Origin of the sequence: Niveibacterium sp. COAC-50, assembly GCF_013184235.1 — a bacterium.
In the GTDB taxonomy this organism is placed as follows: Bacteria; Pseudomonadota; Gammaproteobacteria; order Burkholderiales; family Rhodocyclaceae; genus Niveibacterium; species Niveibacterium microcysteis.
Map to the genome: position 1 here is coordinate 1,178,333 of NZ_JABCJM010000002.1, position 18,966 is coordinate 1,197,298.

Annotated in this window: 18 protein-coding genes; 10 read left to right on the plus strand and 8 right to left on the minus strand. The window is 62.7% G+C overall.

All coding sequences use genetic code 11. The features are described from left to right. Positions 1–9 precede the first annotated feature (9 nt). From rarD to HH302_RS12920, 7 genes are all read right to left on the minus strand, one after another. On the minus strand, positions 10–897 hold the full coding sequence (gene rarD / locus HH302_RS12890) for an EamA family transporter RarD (RefSeq protein WP_172202554.1): 888 nt from the start codon (positions 895–897) through the stop codon (positions 10–12). Further along, positions 894–1,463, minus strand: coding sequence for a YqiA/YcfP family alpha/beta fold hydrolase (locus tag HH302_RS12895; RefSeq protein WP_172202555.1), 570 nt, complete (start codon positions 1,461–1,463; stop codon positions 894–896). The genes rarD and HH302_RS12895 overlap by 4 nt, the downstream gene beginning before the upstream one ends. Before the next feature lie 56 nt (positions 1,464–1,519). Then, a complete protein-coding gene (locus HH302_RS12900) occupies positions 1,520–2,107 on the minus strand; it encodes a PEP-CTERM sorting domain-containing protein (RefSeq protein WP_172202556.1) in 588 nt (195 codons plus the stop codon). A 159-nt stretch (positions 2,108–2,266) separates the two neighbouring features. After that, complete coding sequence (locus HH302_RS12905; RefSeq protein ID WP_172202557.1) at positions 2,267–3,091, minus strand: undecaprenyl-diphosphate phosphatase; 825 nt, start codon at positions 3,089–3,091, stop codon at positions 2,267–2,269. A 111-nt stretch (positions 3,092–3,202) separates the two neighbouring features. Continuing rightward, positions 3,203–3,574 (minus strand): ribbon-helix-helix domain-containing protein, encoded by a 372-nt coding sequence (locus tag HH302_RS12910; RefSeq protein WP_172202558.1) that lies wholly within the window; start codon positions 3,572–3,574, stop codon positions 3,203–3,205. Between the two features lie 81 nt (positions 3,575–3,655). Next, complete coding sequence (locus tag HH302_RS12915) at positions 3,656–4,234, minus strand: DJ-1/PfpI family protein (protein ID WP_172202559.1); 579 nt, start codon at positions 4,232–4,234, stop codon at positions 3,656–3,658. A gap of 111 nt (positions 4,235–4,345) precedes the next feature. Continuing rightward, positions 4,346–5,752 carry a bifunctional enoyl-CoA hydratase/phosphate acetyltransferase gene (locus HH302_RS12920; RefSeq protein WP_172202560.1) on the minus strand — a complete coding sequence of 469 codons (1,407 nt, stop codon included), beginning with the start codon at positions 5,750–5,752 and terminating at the stop codon, positions 4,346–4,348. A gap of 186 nt (positions 5,753–5,938) precedes the next feature. On the opposite strand from HH302_RS12920, the gene glmU reads away from it, so the two are divergent. From glmU to HH302_RS12935, 3 genes are read left to right on the plus strand one after another with little or no spacing between them, the layout of a single operon-like run. After that, positions 5,939–7,300, plus strand: a complete 1,362-nt coding sequence (gene glmU / locus HH302_RS12925; protein ID WP_172202561.1) for a bifunctional UDP-N-acetylglucosamine diphosphorylase/glucosamine-1-phosphate N-acetyltransferase GlmU — start codon at positions 5,939–5,941, stop codon at positions 7,298–7,300. A 5-nt stretch (positions 7,301–7,305) separates the two neighbouring features. Next, positions 7,306–8,130 (plus strand): ABC transporter substrate-binding protein, encoded by an 825-nt coding sequence (locus HH302_RS12930; protein WP_172202562.1) that lies wholly within the window; start codon positions 7,306–7,308, stop codon positions 8,128–8,130. Between the two features lie 49 nt (positions 8,131–8,179). After that, complete coding sequence (locus tag HH302_RS12935) at positions 8,180–8,698, plus strand: GNAT family N-acetyltransferase (RefSeq protein ID WP_172202563.1); 519 nt, start codon at positions 8,180–8,182, stop codon at positions 8,696–8,698. Here HH302_RS12935 and HH302_RS12940 read toward each other — a convergent pair. After that, positions 8,684–9,178 (minus strand): Lrp/AsnC family transcriptional regulator, encoded by a 495-nt coding sequence (locus HH302_RS12940; RefSeq protein ID WP_172202564.1) that lies wholly within the window; start codon positions 9,176–9,178, stop codon positions 8,684–8,686. The genes HH302_RS12935 and HH302_RS12940 overlap by 15 nt on opposite strands. Positions 9,179–9,319: 141 nt before the next feature. Here HH302_RS12940 and glmS point away from each other — a divergent pair, with 141 nt between their 5' ends. From glmS to HH302_RS12975, 7 genes are all read left to right on the plus strand, one after another. Further along, complete coding sequence (glmS, locus tag HH302_RS12945) at positions 9,320–11,149, plus strand: glutamine--fructose-6-phosphate transaminase (isomerizing) (protein WP_172202565.1); 1,830 nt, start codon at positions 9,320–9,322, stop codon at positions 11,147–11,149. Between the two features lie 677 nt (positions 11,150–11,826). Continuing rightward, the gene (locus HH302_RS12950) at positions 11,827–12,540 is read left to right on the plus strand and encodes a hypothetical protein (RefSeq protein ID WP_172202566.1); all 714 of its coding nucleotides are present in this window, start codon (positions 11,827–11,829) and stop codon (positions 12,538–12,540) included. Next, entirely contained in the window at positions 12,518–13,852 is a 1,335-nt protein-coding gene (locus tag HH302_RS12955; RefSeq protein ID WP_172202567.1) for a GH3 auxin-responsive promoter family protein, read from the plus strand. The genes HH302_RS12950 and HH302_RS12955 overlap by 23 nt, the downstream gene beginning before the upstream one ends. An 11-nt stretch (positions 13,853–13,863) precedes the next feature. Continuing rightward, positions 13,864–15,255, plus strand: a complete 1,392-nt coding sequence (locus HH302_RS12960) for a B12-binding domain-containing radical SAM protein (RefSeq protein ID WP_172202568.1) — start codon at positions 13,864–13,866, stop codon at positions 15,253–15,255. After that, the gene (locus HH302_RS12965) at positions 15,252–16,616 is read left to right on the plus strand and encodes a radical SAM protein (RefSeq protein WP_216661884.1); all 1,365 of its coding nucleotides are present in this window, start codon (positions 15,252–15,254) and stop codon (positions 16,614–16,616) included. The genes HH302_RS12960 and HH302_RS12965 overlap by 4 nt, the downstream gene beginning before the upstream one ends. Further along, positions 16,613–17,668 (plus strand): hypothetical protein, encoded by a 1,056-nt coding sequence (locus tag HH302_RS12970; RefSeq protein ID WP_172202569.1) that lies wholly within the window; start codon positions 16,613–16,615, stop codon positions 17,666–17,668. Before HH302_RS12965 ends, HH302_RS12970 begins: the two co-directional genes overlap by 4 nt. Further along, the gene (locus HH302_RS12975; RefSeq protein ID WP_172202570.1) at positions 17,665–18,966 is read left to right on the plus strand and encodes a B12-binding domain-containing radical SAM protein; all 1,302 of its coding nucleotides are present in this window, start codon (positions 17,665–17,667) and stop codon (positions 18,964–18,966) included. Before HH302_RS12970 ends, HH302_RS12975 begins: the two co-directional genes overlap by 4 nt.

The following is an 18,966-nucleotide window of genomic DNA, read 5'->3' on the forward strand; positions in this document are numbered from 1 at the left end:
CCGGCGGCTTCAGTGTGTGGCGGGCTTGCCGGCGCGCAGCGCGTCGGCCGAGTACAGCGCCAGCGCAGCCCAGATCAGCCCGAATGCCGCGAGGTCGCCGCCCCGGAAGGCTTCGCCGAAGACCCAGACTGCGATCAGGAAGTTCAGCGTGGGCGACAGGTACTGCACCAGGCCTACCGTCGATAGCGGCAAGCGGCGTGCCGCTTCGGCAAAGAGCGCGAGCGGAATTGTGGTCATGACGCCGGCGAACGGAAGCAGCGCGGTGACGGCAGACGTCGCGCCCAAATGCAGATCGCCCTGGGCCGCCAGCCAGCCGAGGTAGCCGATCGCGATTGGCGCGACGAGCAGGGTTTCGATGAAAAGGCCGTTCTGCGCATCAATCGGTGCCCGCTTGCGCAGCAGCCCGTATGTGCCGAAGGTGCCGGCGAGGAACAGTGCGATCCACGGCAGCTGGCCGGTCTGCCAGACTTTAAGCGCAACGCCGGCTGTGGCGACCGCTACGGCGATGCGCTGCAGCGGGCGCAGCCGCTCGCCGAGGAAGAGACGCCCGAACAGCACATTGACCAGCGGGTTGATGAAGTAGCCAAGGCTGGACTCGACCAGCCGGCCGGCCCCGACCGACCATACGAAGACCAGCCAGTTCAGGCTCGTCAGGCTTGCGGTGAGGGCGAGCAGTGCGATCAGGCGCGGCTGGCCGACCACGCTGCGCAACGTGCCGTAACCCTGTCGCCAGCCGATCCATGCGGCCAGCAGCAGCACGGACCACAGCACGCGGTGCGCGACGATCTCGCCCGCGGGAATCGAACCGACGGCGTGGAAATAAAGCGGCGACAGGCCCCAGACGCTGAAAGCACCGAGCGCGCAGGCGAGCCCGGTGCGCGCGGCCTTGCCGCTCACGGTGCGGACGCGAAATCGATGATCGCGTCGATGTAGTCGTGCCAGCGCGTGAAGCTGTGGTCGCCGCCCGGCAGCACGGTCTGTCTGGCCCCAGCGAAGCGCGCTACCGATACGCGAGTGTCGAGCACTTCATCGGCTTCCTCCGCCAGCAGCCAGAATCGTTCCGGGTGCGCGATGCGGGGCAGGCGCAAGGCATCGATCTGGGCGACATGCGCCCAGGTGAACTCGAACACTTCGCCGGTGTAGAGGTTCGAATGCGTACCGACGAAGGGTGTGGCGTCGAAACCTTCCGGGAACACGGCCGGGTTGATCAGCACCGCTCGTAGGTCGTGCTTCTCGGCGAGCCAGGTCGCGTAGAAGCCCCCCAGCGAGCTGCCGACCAATGTGGGCCGCACCGGGGACGCTGCAATGGCGGCCTCGGCCTGCGCGATCGCCCGCGCCGGTTCGTGTGACAAGGCTTCACACCAGAAGGCGTCGCCGCGCCCGAGTTCAGTCAGGCGCGCATGCAGATCCTGCGCCTTCGAAGAGGCGGGCGAGGAACAGAAACCGTGGAGATAAATGATCACGGCCCGGAGCTTATCGCATCCGGGCCGTGCTGCCTCTCGGCGAAAATACGTACGGCTTAGGCGCGGCGACGCAGCGCCGCGGCTGCAAGCCCAAGGCCAATGAGCGCCAGCGTGCCAGGTTCGGGCACTTCGGCGCCGCGCGTGTTTGTGAAAGAGAAGCTCAGATCGTTGTAACCGGCAGGGTATTCCGGCGTGTTGAACAGATCCTCAAAGCTCACCAGGGCTTCGTGCGGCATCCATTCCGACTGCACCCGAGCGTGCGCCTTGCCGTCGGCGTTACGCGTGCTGGGGCCGGTGTAGAAGTCATCGCCGGTGTTGTTCACATGAAGCCGGAAGATCAGTTCGGTGCCGACTGCAAAGCTGCCGAGCGCCACGGTGCTACCGACCGCCGACGCGTGGTTGTTGAACAGGAACAGGTCGTTGCTCAGGTCGCCGTCGTCGCCTGGCGCGCCGAGTCCATTGAGCGCAAGGTAAAGATCATTGCTGTATCCGGCCGAGTTGCCTTGGTAGGTAGCAACAATCGTGTCCGTCGAGGTGACCGTGACCTTGATGCCTTCGGTGCCCAACGGGGCGATCGGGAATGCGAACGACGCGGTTGCCGCGGCGCTTGCAAGGATTGCGACGATGAGTTTGCCGAGTTTCATGATGGTTGCCGGAGCCAATGAGGGGACGGCTAGCTCTAAAGCAAGGGCCGGACCTGCTGCTTGGCAGCCCAGGAAACACAAGGGCCGCCGTCTTGCGACCGCGGCCCCGCATGGCAGAAACGTAAATGCTGCCGACATCATCGTCGGCCGAAAACGGGATTAATGATCGACCCAGGCAACCCAGCCCATCTGCCAGGTGAGCAGGATCAGCAGGCCGAAGGCGATGCGGTACCAGGCGAAGAGGCGGAAGTCGTGCGTCATGATGTAACGCAGCAGCCAGCGCACGCACAGGTAGGCGGAGGCGAACGCGGCGAGGAAGCCGACTGCCCACATGCCGATATCATCCGCGGCGAGCAGTGCGCGCTCCTTGTAGAGCTGGTAGAGCGAGGCGAGGAACAGGGTCGGGATCGCGAGGAAGAACGAGAACTCCGTCGCCGCTCTGCGCGACAGCCCGAACAGCATGCCGCCGATGATCGTTGAGCCCGAACGCGAGGTGCCGGGGATCAGGGCGAAGGCCTGGGCGATGCCGAGCTTGAGCGCATCCAGATAGGTCATCTGGTCGACCGTCTCGACGCGGGTGAATTTCTGCCGCGATTCGGCCCACAGGATTACCAGGCCACCAAGGATGAAGGTGGACGCCACGACTGGCGCATTGAACAGGTGCGCCTTGATCTGCTTGCCGAATACCAGCCCGAGTACGGCAAGCGGCACGAACGCGATCGCCACGTTCACCAGGAAACGCAGGGCTTGCGCGTCGCTGCGGGCATGCATGAACGCGCCGACTAGGCGCTGGCGGTATTCGAGCACCACGGCGAAGATTGCGCCGGACTGGATCACGATTTCGAACAGCTTGCCGCGCTCGTCATTGAAATCGAGCAATTGCCCGGCGAGGATCAGGTGGCCGGTCGACGAGATCGGCAGGAATTCGGTAAGGCCTTCGACGACGCCGAGAATCAGCGCCTTCAACAGAATCAGCAGGTCCATGGGGAGCACGGGAGAAAGAGGGTGCGGCGATTATACGGTTGCACTGCAACAATCCCGTGTCGCCGCGGGGCGACTTTGGCGGCGTAGCGTGCAGCGTGGCACGCGGTGCAGCTACATCCGGCTCTGCGTTGCGGCGCTGCGCAGGGCGCGTTCGGCGGCCAGCACGCGGGCCGCATCGAGGCTCGCGATCGGGATGTCGTTGCCCTGCGGGATCGCGCCGAGCAACTGCAGCGAGAGGTAGCGCAGGCAGCTGACGCGCAGGAAGGATGTGAAATTGCCAAGGTCGCCATCGGTCTCGGCGAGTTCGTCGTACAGCTTGGCAATCAGCTGCGACAGGCTCAGTCCGTCGCGTGCGCCGATGTCTTCGAGCACGCGCCAGAACAGGTTTTCGAGCCGGATCGACGTGGATACGCCGCGCAAGCGCAGCGAGCGTGCTCGGGCCTGATAGAGCGCCGCGTCGGCGCCGATGAATACCTGACACATGAGAGCGATCCCCCCGGACGCAGCGTGGCAGGCCGGGCAGCCTGCCACGGGTGAGATCGTAGCCCCTGTGGGGTCGACTGCTCAGGCCTCGATCCGTGTACCAAGCACAGCGAGGAATTGCGCGATCCACGCGGGGTGGGCCGGCCACGCGGGCGCGGTGACGAGGTTGCCGTCCGTCACTGCGGCATCGATCGCGATCTCGGCGTACTTGCCATGCGCCAGTTCCACTTCTGCGCGGCAGGCCGGATAGGCGGAGCAGGTGCGGCCCTCCAGCACGCGGGCGGCTGCCAGCAATTGCGCGCCATGGCAGATTGCGGCGACCGGCTTGCCTGCATCGAAGAAGTGCCGCACTGCGGCGATCACCGCCGGATTGAGGCGCAGGTACTCGGGTGCGCGGCCGCCGGGGATTACCAGCGCGTCGTAATTCTCGGCGCGGATTTCGGCGAAGCTGGCGTTGAGGGTGAAGTTGTGGCCGCGCTTTTCCGAGTAGGTCTGCTGGCCTTCGAAATCGTGGATCGCGGTGGCGATCGCGTCGCCGGCATTCTTGTCAGGGCAGGCGGCGTGCACAGTGTGGCCGACCGCGAGTAGCGCCTGGAACGGCACCATGATTTCGTAGTCTTCACCGAAATCGCCCACCAGCATCAGGATCTTCTTACCCATGGCTGTCTCCTCTGTTGAGTTTCGGCCGACTGCGCGACCGTGAGGAGATTCTTCGCCTGGGTTCACCTGAGCGGGTGTTAACCGGTTACCGCGTGGGCTGCCAATGCAGCCTCACAGTGATACCGGTTTCTTGTGAGCCAGCAATTGCGCAATCGCGCAGGAGATTGAACGGCTCTGAGCCGTATCGGCCCGGCTGGTGAGTACGATCGGTACCCGTGCGCCGAGCACCACACCCGCGAGCAGCGCGCCGGCAAGGTAGTGCAGTTGCTTGGCCAGCATGTTGCCGGCTTCCATGTCCGGAACCAGCAGGATGTCGGCCCGCCCGGCCACTTCCGATTCGATGCCTTTGGCCTTTGCGGCGAGCATCGAGATGGCGTTGTCGAAGGCGAGCGGCCCATCGAGCAGCGCGCCGCGGATCTGCCCGCGGTCGCCCATCTTGCACAGCGCGGCGGCCTCGAAGGTGGAGCGAATCTTGGTCGTAACCATCTCCACCGCAGAGAGAATCGCCACCCGCGGTGTCGTGATGCCCATCGCCTGCGCCAGCTCGATCGCGTTCTGCAGGATGTCGACCTTCTCTTCCAGGGTCGGCTCGATGTTGATTGCGGCGTCCGTGATCAGCAGCGGGCGCGGGTAGGTCGGCACATCGGCGACGAAAACGTGGCTGACACGCCTTCCGGTGCGCAGTCCCGCATCGCGCGACACCACCGCACCCATGAAGGTATCGGTGTGCAAGCTCCCCTTCATCAGCGCGTCGACACGGCCGTCGCGCGCGAGCGCCGCAGCCAGTTTTGCGGCGTCGGCCTCGAACTCCGCGTCGACGATTTCAACGCCATCAAGGCTTGCACCGTATTGCGCCGCGAGCCGCTCCATACGCGCGCGCGGACCGACGAGCACCGGTATCACCAGGCCTTCGTCGCGCGCCTGCAGCGGGCCGACCAGCGAATCTTCAGAGCAGGGCCATGCCACGCCAATGCGGATCGGGCTGAGCCCTTGTGTCAGCGCGATCAGGTTGCCGTAGCGGCGCTGGCTGTCGTTCACCGTGACCTCGGGCAGCTCTGGCACTGGTTTGCGTACCTTTACCGTCGGCGCGATGACCTCGGCTTCGCCTTCGAAGATGCGTTCGCCATCCTGGTTGACGCCCTCGCAGCTCATCGTCACACAGTGGGTTGCGGCGTGTTTGTCGCGGCAGGTCACGGTGACGGTCAGTGTGTCCCCCAGGCTAAGCGGTGCGAGAAAGCGCAGATTCTGGCTGCGATAGACGGTGCCAGGGCCAGGCAGGCTGCTGCCCAGCAGCGACGACACCAAGGTGCCACCCCACATGCTATGCGCGACGACACCTGCGAAGCCGACATCACGCGCGTAGTCGCTGTCGAGGTGCGTCGGGTTGAGGTCACCCGACGCCACCGCAAAGAGCTGGATGTCCTGCAGACGCAGTGTCCGAGTCAGCCGAGCGGACTGGCCTAGCTGGATCTCGTCGAAGGTGCGGTTTTCGATGTGTTCAGTGGCAACAGCAGACATCACGGCCTCTTGGTTTGCTGCACTGCGGAACGTCATCTTATGCCGGCTTCGCTCATGCGGCGAGGTGCGGAGCGCCGGATTTGATCCAAGTGAAACGCCGGCCGCACCGTCGTGACGCAGACCGCCGAGGGCGCGGGGGTTGGCGATGCTAAAATCCGCCGGATCTCGCATTCCGAAAGGCTTCCCATGCATGTCGTCGTTCTCGCTGCCGGCCAAGGCAAACGCATGCGCTCCGCTTTGCCGAAGGTGCTGCAGCCGCTCGCGGGGCGTCCGCTGTTGGGGCACGTGCTTGCAACGGCGCGCTCGCTGGGGGCGCAGAAGTTGTGCGTGGTTTACGGCCACGGCGGCGAACAGGTGCGGGCCGCGCTGGACGCGCCGGATCTCGCTTGGGCATTGCAGGCCGAGCAACTCGGTACTGGCCATGCTGTTGCACAGGCGCTGCCGCATTTGCCTGAATCGGGCCCGGTGCTGATTCTTTACGGCGATGTGCCGCTGACACGCCGCGAGACCCTGGCCGAGCTGGTTGTTGCTGCGGGGGAGGAGGGCTTTGCGCTGCTGACCGTCGATATGGCGGACCCAAGCGGCTATGGCCGCATCGTGCGTGATGGCGAGCATCGCGTGGTGCGCATCGTCGAGCACAAGGATGCCAGCGAAGCGGAACGCACGATTCGCGAAGTGAATACCGGCATCATCTGCTGCCAGGCGCAGCACCTGCGCGGCTGGCTCGGCAAGATCCGCAACGACAATGCGCAGGGCGAGTACTACCTGCCGGACATCATCGCGATGGCCGTGGCGGACGGCATCGAAGTGAAGACCTCGCGACCGCTGGCGGTGTGGGAAACGCTGGGCGTCAACGACAAGGCGCAGCTTGCCGAGCTCGAGCGCCTGCATCAGCGCAATCAGGCGCAGGCTTTGTTGGTGGCCGGAGTCACGCTGATCGATCCGGCGCGTATCGACATCCGCGGCACGCTGGAGACCGGCCGCGATGTTGAGATCGACGTGAACTGCGTTTTCGAAGGGCGCGTGGCGCTTGGCGATGGCGTGAAGATCGGCGCCAACTGTGTCCTGAAGGACGTGACGGTTGCAGCCGGCGCGGTGATCCATCCGTTCAGTCACCTCGATGGTGCTGAGGTCGGCGCCAAGAGTCTTATTGGCCCCTTTGCGCGCCTGCGGCCGGGTACGAAGCTGGCTGAGGATGTGCACATCGGCAACTTCACTGAAGTGAAGAACAGCACCATCGCGGCACACTCGAAGGCTAATCACCTGGCCTATGTCGGCGATGCGGATGTCGGCAGCAAGGTGAACATTGGTGCCGGCACGATCACCTGCAACTACGACGGCGCGAACAAGTTCCGCACGGTCATCGAAGATGAGGTGTTCATCGGGTCCGACACTCAACTCGTGGCGCCGGTGCGCGTTGGCAAGGGCGCTACGCTTGGCGCGGGTACGACGCTGACCAAGGATGCGCCGGCGGGTGACTTGACCCTTTCGCGTGCGAAACAACTGACCGTTCCCGGCTGGAAGCGGCCGGTCAAAATCACCAAGTGAGCTCCATGTGCTTGCGCCTGGCAGGGCTGTTGCTGGGCGGGCTCGTCTGCTTGCCCACGGGGCTGGCCCATGCTGCGGGCTGCAAGGCGAGCTACACGGTGCCGGTTGCCCTCATCGGCGATGTGGCACGTCGCGCATCCGATAACAGCGTCGAGGGCTACGTACCAGATCTTGTCGCGGAGCTCGCGCGACGTTCCGGTTGCGACCTGAAGATTGAGGAAGTGCCGGCTGCGCGGATCAGCGCCATGCGCCAGCACGGCGAGGTGGCGATCCTCGCTTATTCGACGCAACGGCCGTCAGCGCCGGGCTATGCGTTCATTCCCACCGAGCGGTTTGCGCACGATCTGCTGGTGAATACGGCGCACGCTGCGTCGCCGCTGACGGTGAAATCGGTTCTCGCCGATTCGCGCTTGGTGTTCGGGCGTGTGCGCGGCATGAATTACGGGCCCGAGATCGAGGGCTTGCTTGCCCAACTCGGGCCGAGCCGCGTCGACGAATCGAGCTCGATTGACGATCTCTACCGCAAGTTGGTGGCTGGCCGCGTCGATGCGGCGTTCCAGTTCCCGCTGGTGTATCGCGGCAAGCTTGCTGCGCTGAGCGCCGAACAGCGCGTCGCGGTGTTGCCCTTTGATGGCGCGGCACCGCAAGTTGGCGGTTGGGCGTTTCATACGCCGCCGATGGATGGCGATGATGCCGAACGGCTTGCCACGGCGGTACGGATGATGCGCGACGACGGCACGACAACCCGCATCCTCGCCCGCTTTGTTGGCGATGCGGCAGCGCGCCGTGCCCGCTACGCCGGTGCTGGCCAGAAAGCGGGCAAGTCTTGATGCGTCGGCTTGGGTCGTTCCGGCGCGGTGTGAGCGAGCCGACGCTCTGATGGACATGCGCGCAGCATGGCCGCCGCTGCACGCCGGCGGCGCGCCGACGTTCGAGCGGGCCAGCGAGGCCGATTTTGAGGTGCTGCTCCAGATCCGTCTTGTTGCCATGCGAAGCAGCCTTGAGCAGATCGGCCGCTTTGATCCATTGCGCGCTCGTCAGCGCCTTGCTGCGAGTTGGGATCCGTCGATGACCCAGCACATCCTGTGCGATGGACAGCGTGTTGGCTTCTTCATGCTGCGCCGGACTGACCATGCGCTGGTGCTGCAGCATCTGTACCTGATGCCTTTCGCGCAGGGCCGTGGCGTAGGGAGCGCGGTGATGCGGACGCTGATCGACGAGAGCAACTGGGCGGGCCTGCCCTTGCGGGTGACGGCGCTGCGCGGCAGCCCCGCGAATGCGTTTTATCTAAAGCATGGCTTCGTTCGCTGCAGCGCCGATGAATACGATCTTGGCTACGTTCGTGCGCCGGATCGGGACGCGGGTGCGCGTGCCGCGACGACATCACCCAAGGGCTGATGGCAGGCGAATTGCCGGCGAGAACTTGCTGCGTTTTACCGAGAAGAAGGTGCGTACGTTGCGTACGTTGGCGTCACCCGCGAATAGGCGGTGCGCCAGCGCTTGGTAGGCCGCCATGTCGGCTACCTGCAGAATCAGCACGAAATCCGGGCCACTGGAGACCCGATAGCACTGCTGCACCTCGGCCGCAGCCTCGGTTCGGGTCTCAAATGCAAGCATGTGCTCGGCGGACTGCGAATCCAGTGTGACTTCGACGATCGCGGTAAGGCCCGCGCCAAGATGCTCGGTCGACAGGATCGCGACCTGGCGTTCGATTACGCCAGCATCAATCAGCTTTCGCACCCGGCGCAGACAGGTTGCCGGTGATACGTGCACATGTGCGGCAAGGGCGTGGTTCGTCAGGCTTGAATCACGTTGAAGTTGATCGAGGATGCGCAGATCGGTCGCATCCAGTGCGGCGGGGGTGTGCTTTTCGATCATGAGGCCGTATTAAATGAAATATTATTTCGCGCGCGTAGTGCGGTGCAATAATGTTGCGCAAGTGTGAAAACTTAGCAAGCCTGTTGCAAGCGGGAGTGCCTATAGTGCCGCCATCTTCTTCCTTCAAACGTGGAGTGCTCCATGTGCGGCATCGTCGGCGCAGTGTCCCAGCGCAATATCGTTCCCATTCTGGTCGAGGGCCTCAAACGGCTTGAATATCGCGGCTACGACTCCTGTGGCGTGGCGGTACATCAGAACGGTGCCCTGCGCCGCGCCCGCAGCACCTCGCGTGTCGCCGAGCTTGATGCGCAAGTTCACGCCGAGAACGTTGAAGGCTTCACCGGCATTGCCCATACGCGTTGGGCGACGCACGGCGCCCCGGCGGTGCACAACGCACACCCACACTTCTCGCGTGACCGCATCGCGCTGGTTCATAACGGCATCATCGAAAACCACGACGAGCTGCGCGCCGAACTCAAGACCAAGGGCTATGTGTTCGATAGCCAGACCGATACCGAGGTCATCGCTCACCTGGTTGATTCGCTGTACGACGGCGACCTGTTCGACGCCGTCAAGCGCGCCACGCTGCGCCTGAAGGGCGCCTACGGTATCGCGGTGTTCTGCCGCGACGAACCGCACCGCGTGGTGGGTGCCCGCGAGGGCTCGCCGATGGTGCTGGGCGTTGGCCAGGGTGAGAACTTCGTTGCCTCCGACGCAATGGCGCTCGCAGGCGTGACTGATCAGATCATCTATCTGGAAGAGGGCGACGTCGTCGACCTGCAGCTCGGCAAGTACTGGGTCGAGACACGCGCAGGCACCGATGGTTTCGTGCGTGTCGAACGCCCGGTGCGCACCGTTCATGCGCACACCGGCGCAGCAGAGCTCGGCCCCTATCGTCACTTCATGCAGAAAGAGATTTTCGAGCAGCCGCGTGCTGTGGGTGACACGCTGCAAGGCGTCGAGGCGATCACGCCGACATTGTTTGGCGAGAGCGCCGAAGCAGTGTTCAAGGGCATCGATTCAGTGCTGATCCTCGCCTGCGGCACCAGCTACTACGCGGGCTCGACGGCGAAGTACTGGCTCGAATCAATTGCCAAGATCCCGACGAGCGTCGAGATCGCCAGCGAATACCGCTACCGCGACAGCGTGCCGAATCCGAAGAGTCTGGTCGTGACGATCAGCCAGTCGGGTGAGACGGCAGACACCATCGCGGCGCTCAAGCACGCCCGCGGCCTGGGCATGGAACACACGCTGACCATATGCAACGTGTCGACCTCGGCAATGGTGCGCGAGTGCAAGCTGGCCTACATCACCCGCGCCGGCGTCGAGATCGGTGTGGCGTCGACCAAGGCCTTCACCACCCAACTTGCAGGCTTGTTCCTGCTGACGCTGGCACTCGCCAAAGTGCGCGGCAACCTGTCGCCGGAATCCGAGGCCGCGCACCTCAAAGCCATGCGTCACCTGCCGGTCGCGTTGCAAGCGGTGCTCGCACTCGAGCCGCAGATCATGGCGTGGTCTGAAGAGTTCGCAAAGAAGCAGAACGCACTCTTCCTCGGCCGCGGCCTGCACTACCCGATCGCGCTCGAAGGGGCTCTGAAGTTGAAGGAGATCTCCTACATCCACGCCGAAGCCTACCCGGCGGGCGAACTCAAGCATGGCCCGCTTGCCCTGGTTGATGCGTCGATGCCGGTGGTAACCGTGGCGCCGAATGACACCCTGGTCGACAAGCTCAAGAGCAACATGCAGGAAGTGCGTGCGCGCGGCGGTGAACTCTACGTGTTCGCCGACGCCGACACCCGCATCGAAAGCGAGCCCGGCGTACATGTGATCCGCATGCCGGAGCACTACGGCGCGCTGTCGCCGATCCTGCACGTCGTACCGCTGCAGCTGCTCGCTTACCACACCGCGTGTGCGCGGGGCACGGACGTCGATAAGCCGAGAAACCTGGCCAAGAGTGTGACCGTCGAATAAGCCTGGGCGCGAAAACGGGCTTTTTGTTCCCGACAATTAAAGTCGAAAACTAAACAATAAAGTCGAAAACTAGCGCTCCACAGAGCACGTCTTCCAAAGCCTTACAACATAAGGCTTTGGCTGCTGTGGGGCAACGACGAACTTTCAGGGGTGCAGCCGGAAATAAAGTCGAAAACTAGGCGGAGCCTGCGTTTCGGACGAGGAAACACGGATCTGACGCGGGGCGTGGGCTTGCGCGCCGGTTGGCAGGCAAGCAGAAACCGTTCGCGCAACGCCATGGCCGACGGCATAAGGTAGGAAGCGGGCGCACCGGGGTACTGCTCGCATTCGGGTTGTCGGCCTTAGCCGACATTCAGGGAATCGCGCTACGCGAGCACGCGAACGTCAGCTATGAAATCTCTTGGGCGTGCAGATCCGATCGGTTGCCGTCATTGGGCTAACAATGCTCCGTGGCGGCTGCCGGCCAGTTCGCCACCATTGGCAAGCCCGTCGAAATATCACTCTAGGAACTGGACCGGAGGGCCGGTCTATGGCCTGCAATTCAAAACGCCTCTTTGGCTTAAGCGGCTACGAGCAGGCTGCGCACCGACCAGCCGTAAAGACAGTCCCCACAGAGGCTGACGCTCGCTGCTTCAAGTAATATCCGCGAAATGGAAATGGATGGCGGATACACGTGCTTGAGCACCCCAACGGCTTCGCTCGATGCGCAGGCTCGACACGCCATGTGCGAGCTCTACTTATCCTGCTATGAAGCCACGAGCCCTCAGATCTTTGAAAGCGATCTGCTCGGGAAAGATGAGGCCCTCCTGCTTTACTTCGGTCCTCGGCTAGTCGGTTTCACGACATTACGATTGTTCGATACCCGTTGGCGAGGAGATGATATCCGCGTGGTGTTCTCGGGCGATACGGTAGTCGACCCAAAGCACTGGGGCCAGCAGGCACTGTCCGTAAACTGGGTACGACGGATGGGACAGATCAAGCGCATGCAGCCAGATAAGCGCCTCGTCTGGTTTCTTCTGGTAAAGGGGCATCGCACCTATCGTTACCTGCACGTCTTTGCGAAGGTTTTCCATCCCAAAGAGGGTGCGCACGATGCCGACCTCAGTGAGCTTGCAGACTATCTTGCTCAACAGCAGTACGGTCCTGACTACAACCGGGAATCCGGGCTGGTTGAATTCTCGCCCTCACGCGGGCAGCTTAAGCCTGCAGTGTCCGAACCGCGGGAAGATGAGCAGAGTCGCACGGGCGTAACCTACTTTCTGAAACGGAATCCGGCGTTCCGGATCGGGCACGAGCTCGTCTGCGTCTGCGACATCGAGGAAGCAAACATGAAGCCCATGACTCTGCGGCTATTCCGCCAAGGGTTCAATGCTCTCGCGCCAGGCCTCTGACCCGATCAACGGGGGCGCCTGGCTCGAGGCCCTTCTCGCAGACAACGCTGCAGCATCGTACCTGCGGCAGTTCGGCTCTCCTCTGACCCTACAGTCGTTTCGTCAGAGGGTGCCCATCACATCCTATGAAGCGCTCGCGCCATGGCTGGATCGGATTGCCGCGGGAGAATCGGATGCGCTGTTTCCGGGGCGCCCCTGTGCGTTCGAACTGACTGGAGGCAGCTCGGGTGGTTCGAAGCTGATCCCCTATACACCGCAGGGCCTCGCGGCATTTGAGAACGCGCTGATGCCCTGGTTGGCAGAGGCGGTTTCCAGATTCTCGATATCGGGCAGTGTGTACCTTGCCACCAGCCCGGCAACCCGCCCTACACAGCAGATCTGCGGCATCCCCGTAGGGCTACCGGATGGCGCGTACCTCGGGCCACAGTGGGGCCATTGGGTGGCCCAACATACGGCAGTACCACTTGACGTCGCCAAGGAGACAAATGTCACTTTATGGCGAGAGCGCACTTTGGAATCGCTAGCCGCCGCACGCGACCTTGAGATGATCTCAGTCTGGAGCCCGACTTTCATGCTCAGGCTTCTGGACGATTTGCCCGACCCGCGGGAGCTCTGGCCGAGGCTCAAGCTGATCAGCTGCTGGACCGCTGGGGCGTCCCGCGGCCCAGCCGAAGCACTGGCCGCCCGGCTCCCCCAAGCGCACCTACAACCGAAGGGATTGATGTCGACAGAGTGCGTCGTCACGGTCCCCAATGCTCAGGACGTGCCCGTTCTCAATTGCCACGGTTTCTTCGAATTCGAACGGGAGGGGCGGCTCTTGCTTGGTCAGGAATTGGAGAAGGGGGGAAGCTACGAAGTAGTTGCCACCACCGCTAACGGCCTGTATCGATACCGCACCGGAGACCGCGTGCTATGTGCTGGATTCATCGATGGCCGCGCGCCAGTACTCGAGTTTCAGGGGCGGACCGGCATCACCTCGGATCTGGTCGGCGAAAAACTGGTTGAGGCGTTCGTGCTGGAAGCGTTGCGCCCCGCCCCAGACTGGTCGTTTCTCACAGTGAACGACGGTCGATCAGGGTATGTTCTGGTCACCGAAGCGGGCGCAAAGGTGGACCTCGCAGTCATAGAATCCCGCTTGATGGACAACCCTCAATACGCGTATGCGCGACACATGCAGCAGCTCTCGCCGCTGGAGCATCGACAGATAGAGGGGCTTTACGAACGCCTTGTAGCATTTCGCCTCGCGCAGGGAACGCGGCTGGCGGACATCAAGCCCCTAGCGTTGATCCCCGATGCCCGTTGGAGCAAATAAGGAAGTATCCGGTGAAGATTGCGTTGCTATCGCCCAAGGGGCCGCTGTACCGCCATCGTGGGGGCGTCTTCCGCAAGTCGCTCCGCTACCAGCCCCTGACCCTCACGACTTTGGCCGCGCTGATACCGAGCGATATCCAAGCTCACGTGGAACTCTTTGACGAAGGCATTCAAGATGTTCCTGACGACCTCGATGCCGACCTCATCGGCATCACGGTCATAACCGGAACTGCAAACCGTGCATATGAGCTCGCCACCCGCTTTCGGGCACAGGGGCGCACGGTAGTGCTCGGAGGACCGCATGTCACGCTCGTGCCGGCAGAAGCGGCACGCCACGCGGACGCCATCGTGACCGGGTATGCGGAAGATTCATGGCCCCAACTGCTCCGGGACTTTGCCGCGGGCAGGCTAAAGCCTGTGTACGCACAGGCACCGGACTTCTCGCTGGATCGCCCGGACATGCCTTTTGCCCAGCGCGACCTTTTTGACAAACGGCACTTCTTGACCCAAGCCGTGTTCGAGGCGACGCGCTCCTGCGCCCACGACTGCGAGTTCTGCGTGGCACCGAGTGCCTGGGGCCGCAGGCAGTTCCAGAAGCCAGTGTCCTGGGTCATTGAGGACATCCGGCGCGTGGGCGAGAAGCGGATCCTGTTTATCGACCTGAACCTGGTATCTGACCGCGAGTACGCGAAAGAGCTCTTCACCGCGCTGATCCCGCTGAGACTTCGCTGGTTCGGACTATCAACCGTACTGATCGCCCACGATCCGGAGCTGATGGAACTCATCGCGCGTTCCGGCTGCCGCGGCCTGCTACTTGGGCTCGAAACACTGAACCCCGGATCGCTCCGAGATACGCGCAAGAAATTCAATGGCTCGGTGGACTATGCCAAGCTGATCTCGGACCTTCATTCGCTGGACATCGCCATCCAGGGTTGTTTCGTTTTCGGCCTTGATCACGACACACCCGATGTGTTTGACGAAACAGTCCAGTTTGCAATCGATACCGGCATCGATCTGCCGCGTTTCGCACTGTTGACCCCGTTCCCCGGGACTCCCCTTCATCGAAGGCTCCAAGCCCAGCAGCGAATTCTCACGACTGACTGGGAGCTGTACGACGGACAACATGTCGTGTTCCAGCCCTTGAACATGTCGCCACAAGAGCTTGCCACGGGACACGAACGCGCCTGGAAGGCCGTCTATCGCCCGTCTGCCATCATCCGCCGTTTGTGGAAAGCCCGCGCCTTTGAGCCGTTGGCCATCGGAGCCAATCTGGGGTACCGCTTCTACGCCCACAACCTGCATCGCTTCTACAACTGCGACTGGCATCTTTCACCTGTGGGCGTCCCGATGGGACTACATGAACTTGCGCCCATTGAAACCAAACGGAAGGCCGTGTGCGGATGACACGTTCGCGTCGCTTGCGGCTAACGCTCATTCACCCCGCCATTGGTCATCGCGTCGGCGAGCGCTATATCCGCAGCTGGCAGATGGAGTCTCTTCCGATTGCAGTGCTCACAGCGCTCACCCCTTCGGACGTAGACCTTGTGTTCCACGATGATCGCCTGGAGGCCATTCCATTCGATGCACCAACGGACGCGGTGGCGATTCCGGTTGAGACCTATACCGCGGCCCGCGCTTACCAGATCGCCAGCGAATACCGAAGACGTGGCATACCGGTAATCATGGGCGGCTTCCACGCGACGCTCGTTCCCGATGAAGTTGCGCAGTACGCTGAAACCGTCGTGACTGGAGAAGCAGAGTCCGTCTGGGCGGAAGTCATTGATGACCTGCTTCACGGCAGTATGAAACTCCGGTATCACGGCGATCGCCGACCGCTGGCGGAGGTGCGCGTCGATCGACGCCTGTTCGCCGGCAAGCGCTATCTTCCTATCGGGCTGATCGAGACGGGCCGCGGATGCAAGTTTCCGTGCGAGTTCTGCGCGATCCAGACGTTCTTCTCGCGAACGCATCGCACGCGTCCCGTGGAAGACGTCGTGGCCGAACTGGAGTCCCTGAAACACGAGAAGCAGCTGTTCTTTTTCGTGGATGACAACTTCGCCGGCGACATGAAGGCGGGGCGATTACTGCTGCCCGCGCTGGCACGGCTCAAGGTGCGCTGGATCACACAGATGAGCATCAATGCTGCGCACGATGAGGGCTATCTTCAAGCCATGCGCGAGGCGGGATGCGTCGGCGTGCTGATCGGGTTTGAAAGTCTGCACGAGAGAAATCTCGTCCGGATGGGAAAACGTTTCAACTTGATGCGGGGCGGCTACGGCAACGCATTGGCAAACCTTCGGCGTCACAGGATCTTTGTATATGGCACCTTCGTGTTCGGTTACGAACATGACAACCACCGCTCCTTTGACGAGGCCGTCGACTTCGCGACCGAAGAAGCCATGTACATCGCCGCGTTCAACCACCTGACACCGTTTCCCGGAACACCGCTCTACAGACGACTGCAAACGGAGCAGCGGCTGCGCTTTGAGAACTGGTGGCTGGATCCCGCATACCGCTACAACGATCTCCCCTTTCTGCCCGCCGCCATGCAACCAGAAGAAGTAACCGAGGGCTGCGTGCGAGCCCGCCAGCGGTTCTATAGCTGGCGCAACATCATCCGGCGTAGCCGTCAACACTGGCGCGACCCTTTTGTCTTCCGCAACTACTTCCTGGTCAATGCGATGCACCGCAATGAGATCAGTCAGCGCAACGGCTATCCGCTAGGTGATGAGAACTGGGCCGGACCTCTGGTGCGGGTGCAATGACGTACCTCCACCTTGCAGGCCCCGACGATGACGCCGATCTGCGTCACCTGCTGCGCGAAAACGGCATGCCAAGCTGGGTCGAGATGACCATGGAGCGCGAGCCATCCTATTTTGCCGGCGTGAATCGCTTTGGGCAGGAATGGGCCGTGATCGCAAAGGAGCACGGTGACCTGGTTGGCATGTACTCAGCGTCGGTGCTGCCACTCTGGGTGAACGGCGCGGCAGAACAGGTGGGCTACTTGGGCGGACTGCGCGTGCGGTCGGCCTATCGCCGTCGAATCCGCCACCTGCGAGAGGGCTACGCCTCGATCGTCAAACTCGCGCCTTATGCCACGTCTCGACCTTTGTGGTTCACGATCATCGCAGAAGAAAATCACACGGCACGCCGGCTGCTGGAATCGGGCCTCGCCGGGTTACCACGCTACCGCCAAATTGGCCGCTACGCCACCTGTGCACTCGCCACCGCGAGGGGTCGATCGCTGGGTCTCTGGCGTCGTCCGCAGGCGCACGACTTGCCGGGCCTACTCAGCTGGCAGCGCCAGACGGCATCAAGTCAGCAACTGAGTCCGGCACTGGACGAAGAAATGCTTGCCCGATTTGGCCTAGAAAATGTTTGGATGTGCAACGAGGGCGAATCAATCCACGGCTTCGCTGTGCTCTGGAACCAGAGTGCCTACAAGCAGGTCGTCGCGCGCCGATACCGCGGCGCGCTTGCCTGGTTGCGACCGGCCTATAACCTCTACGCGCGCCTCTCGCGGCGTGTAGAGTTGCCGGCCCTAGGCAGTGCGCTGGAACAAAGCTCGATCTCTTTTCTGGCGCTCTCGCCACAAGCGCTGACCGACCGCAAACTGGCGCGAGCGCTGATACACGACCTGCTATCGAGATGCATGACGCCTGTCGCTACGCTTGGGCTGCATGCCGAGCACCCGCTGCTGTCCGTCGTAGCGGAGTTCAGGGCAATGCGCTACGCGGCATCGGTCTACACGGTCGAATTCCACGAATCCGCGCACCTCGACAACCGGCCAGTGCAACCAGAGGCTGCCCTGTTTTGAAGCTCTCGCTGATCCGCCCCAACATTGGGGACTATCGATCGTCCGACGCAATGCCTCCACTGGCGATGGGCATTCTCGCGGCGCGCGCCCCTGGCTGGGAGATCGCCTTCTACGACGAGAAGGCAGAGGCGCTACCCTTCGACGATTGCCCAGACCTCGTGGCACTCAGCGTCGAGACCTTCACCGCGCGACGCGCCTACGCGGTGGCCGATGCTTACCGCCAGCGAGGCGTGCCCGTTGTCATGGGCGGATACCATCCGACGTTCCTGCCGGACGAAGCGCTTGAGCACGCAGACGCCGTTGTAATCGGCGATGCGGAAGGCGCATGGGAACGTCTGCTCGATGACTTCAGCGCAGGCCGTCTTCAGCCGCGTTACGCCGGTGACCGATCTGCCCCCTTGCACGACTACCGTGTCGACCGGAGCATCTTCCAAGGCAAGAGATACGCGCCACTCGAACTGGTGCAGTACGGCCGCGGTTGCCGCTTCGCCTGCGACTTCTGTTCGATCCACAGCTTTTACGGCACCAGCGTCCGGGTGCGGCCAATCGACAGCCTGCTGCGCGAGATCGAGACCCTACCGGCAAAGCGCCTGCTCTTTTTTGTCGACGACAATCTATTCTCGAACGAGGCCGAACTTGGGCTGCTGCTCGACGCCATGAGGGGGCTCAAGCGCCGCTGGTCATGCCAGATCAGCATCGACGTCGCGCGGAACCCGCGCTTGCTTGATCGCCTAGCCGAGGCCGGCTGTCGTTTCACCTTGATCGGTTTCGAATCCTTGCTACCCGACAACCTGAAACAGATGGCCAAGCCGTGGAACAGGGTCGCCGGCAGCTACCTAAGTGTCGTACGCGCACTGCACACGCGCGGCATCGGTATCTACGGCACCTTCGTATTCGGGTACGACTCAGACACCCGCGACACGATCGAGCGAACCGTGGATTTCGCCATCGAGTCTCGTCTCGAGATCGCGAACTTCAACGCGCTTACACCTACGCCCGGCTCTGCGCTCTACAACCGCTTGCGCGACGAAGGTCGCCTGCTGTCGCCGCAATGGTGGCTGGACCCCTCCTATCGATACGGCGACACGATCTTCAGCCCGCGGAGCATGAGCGCCGAAGATCTGGCCCACGGCGTGTTCGCTGCCCGCGAGCGTTTTTACAGCTGGTCCTCGATTGGGCGGCGCGTGATGTCGGGTGAGGTTCCCTTCTCGCCGTTCAGGATTGGCCTCACGGCAATCGCAAATACGATCTCCCGGCGCGAGATCTACAAGAAGCAACACCGACTACTGGGCTGCTAA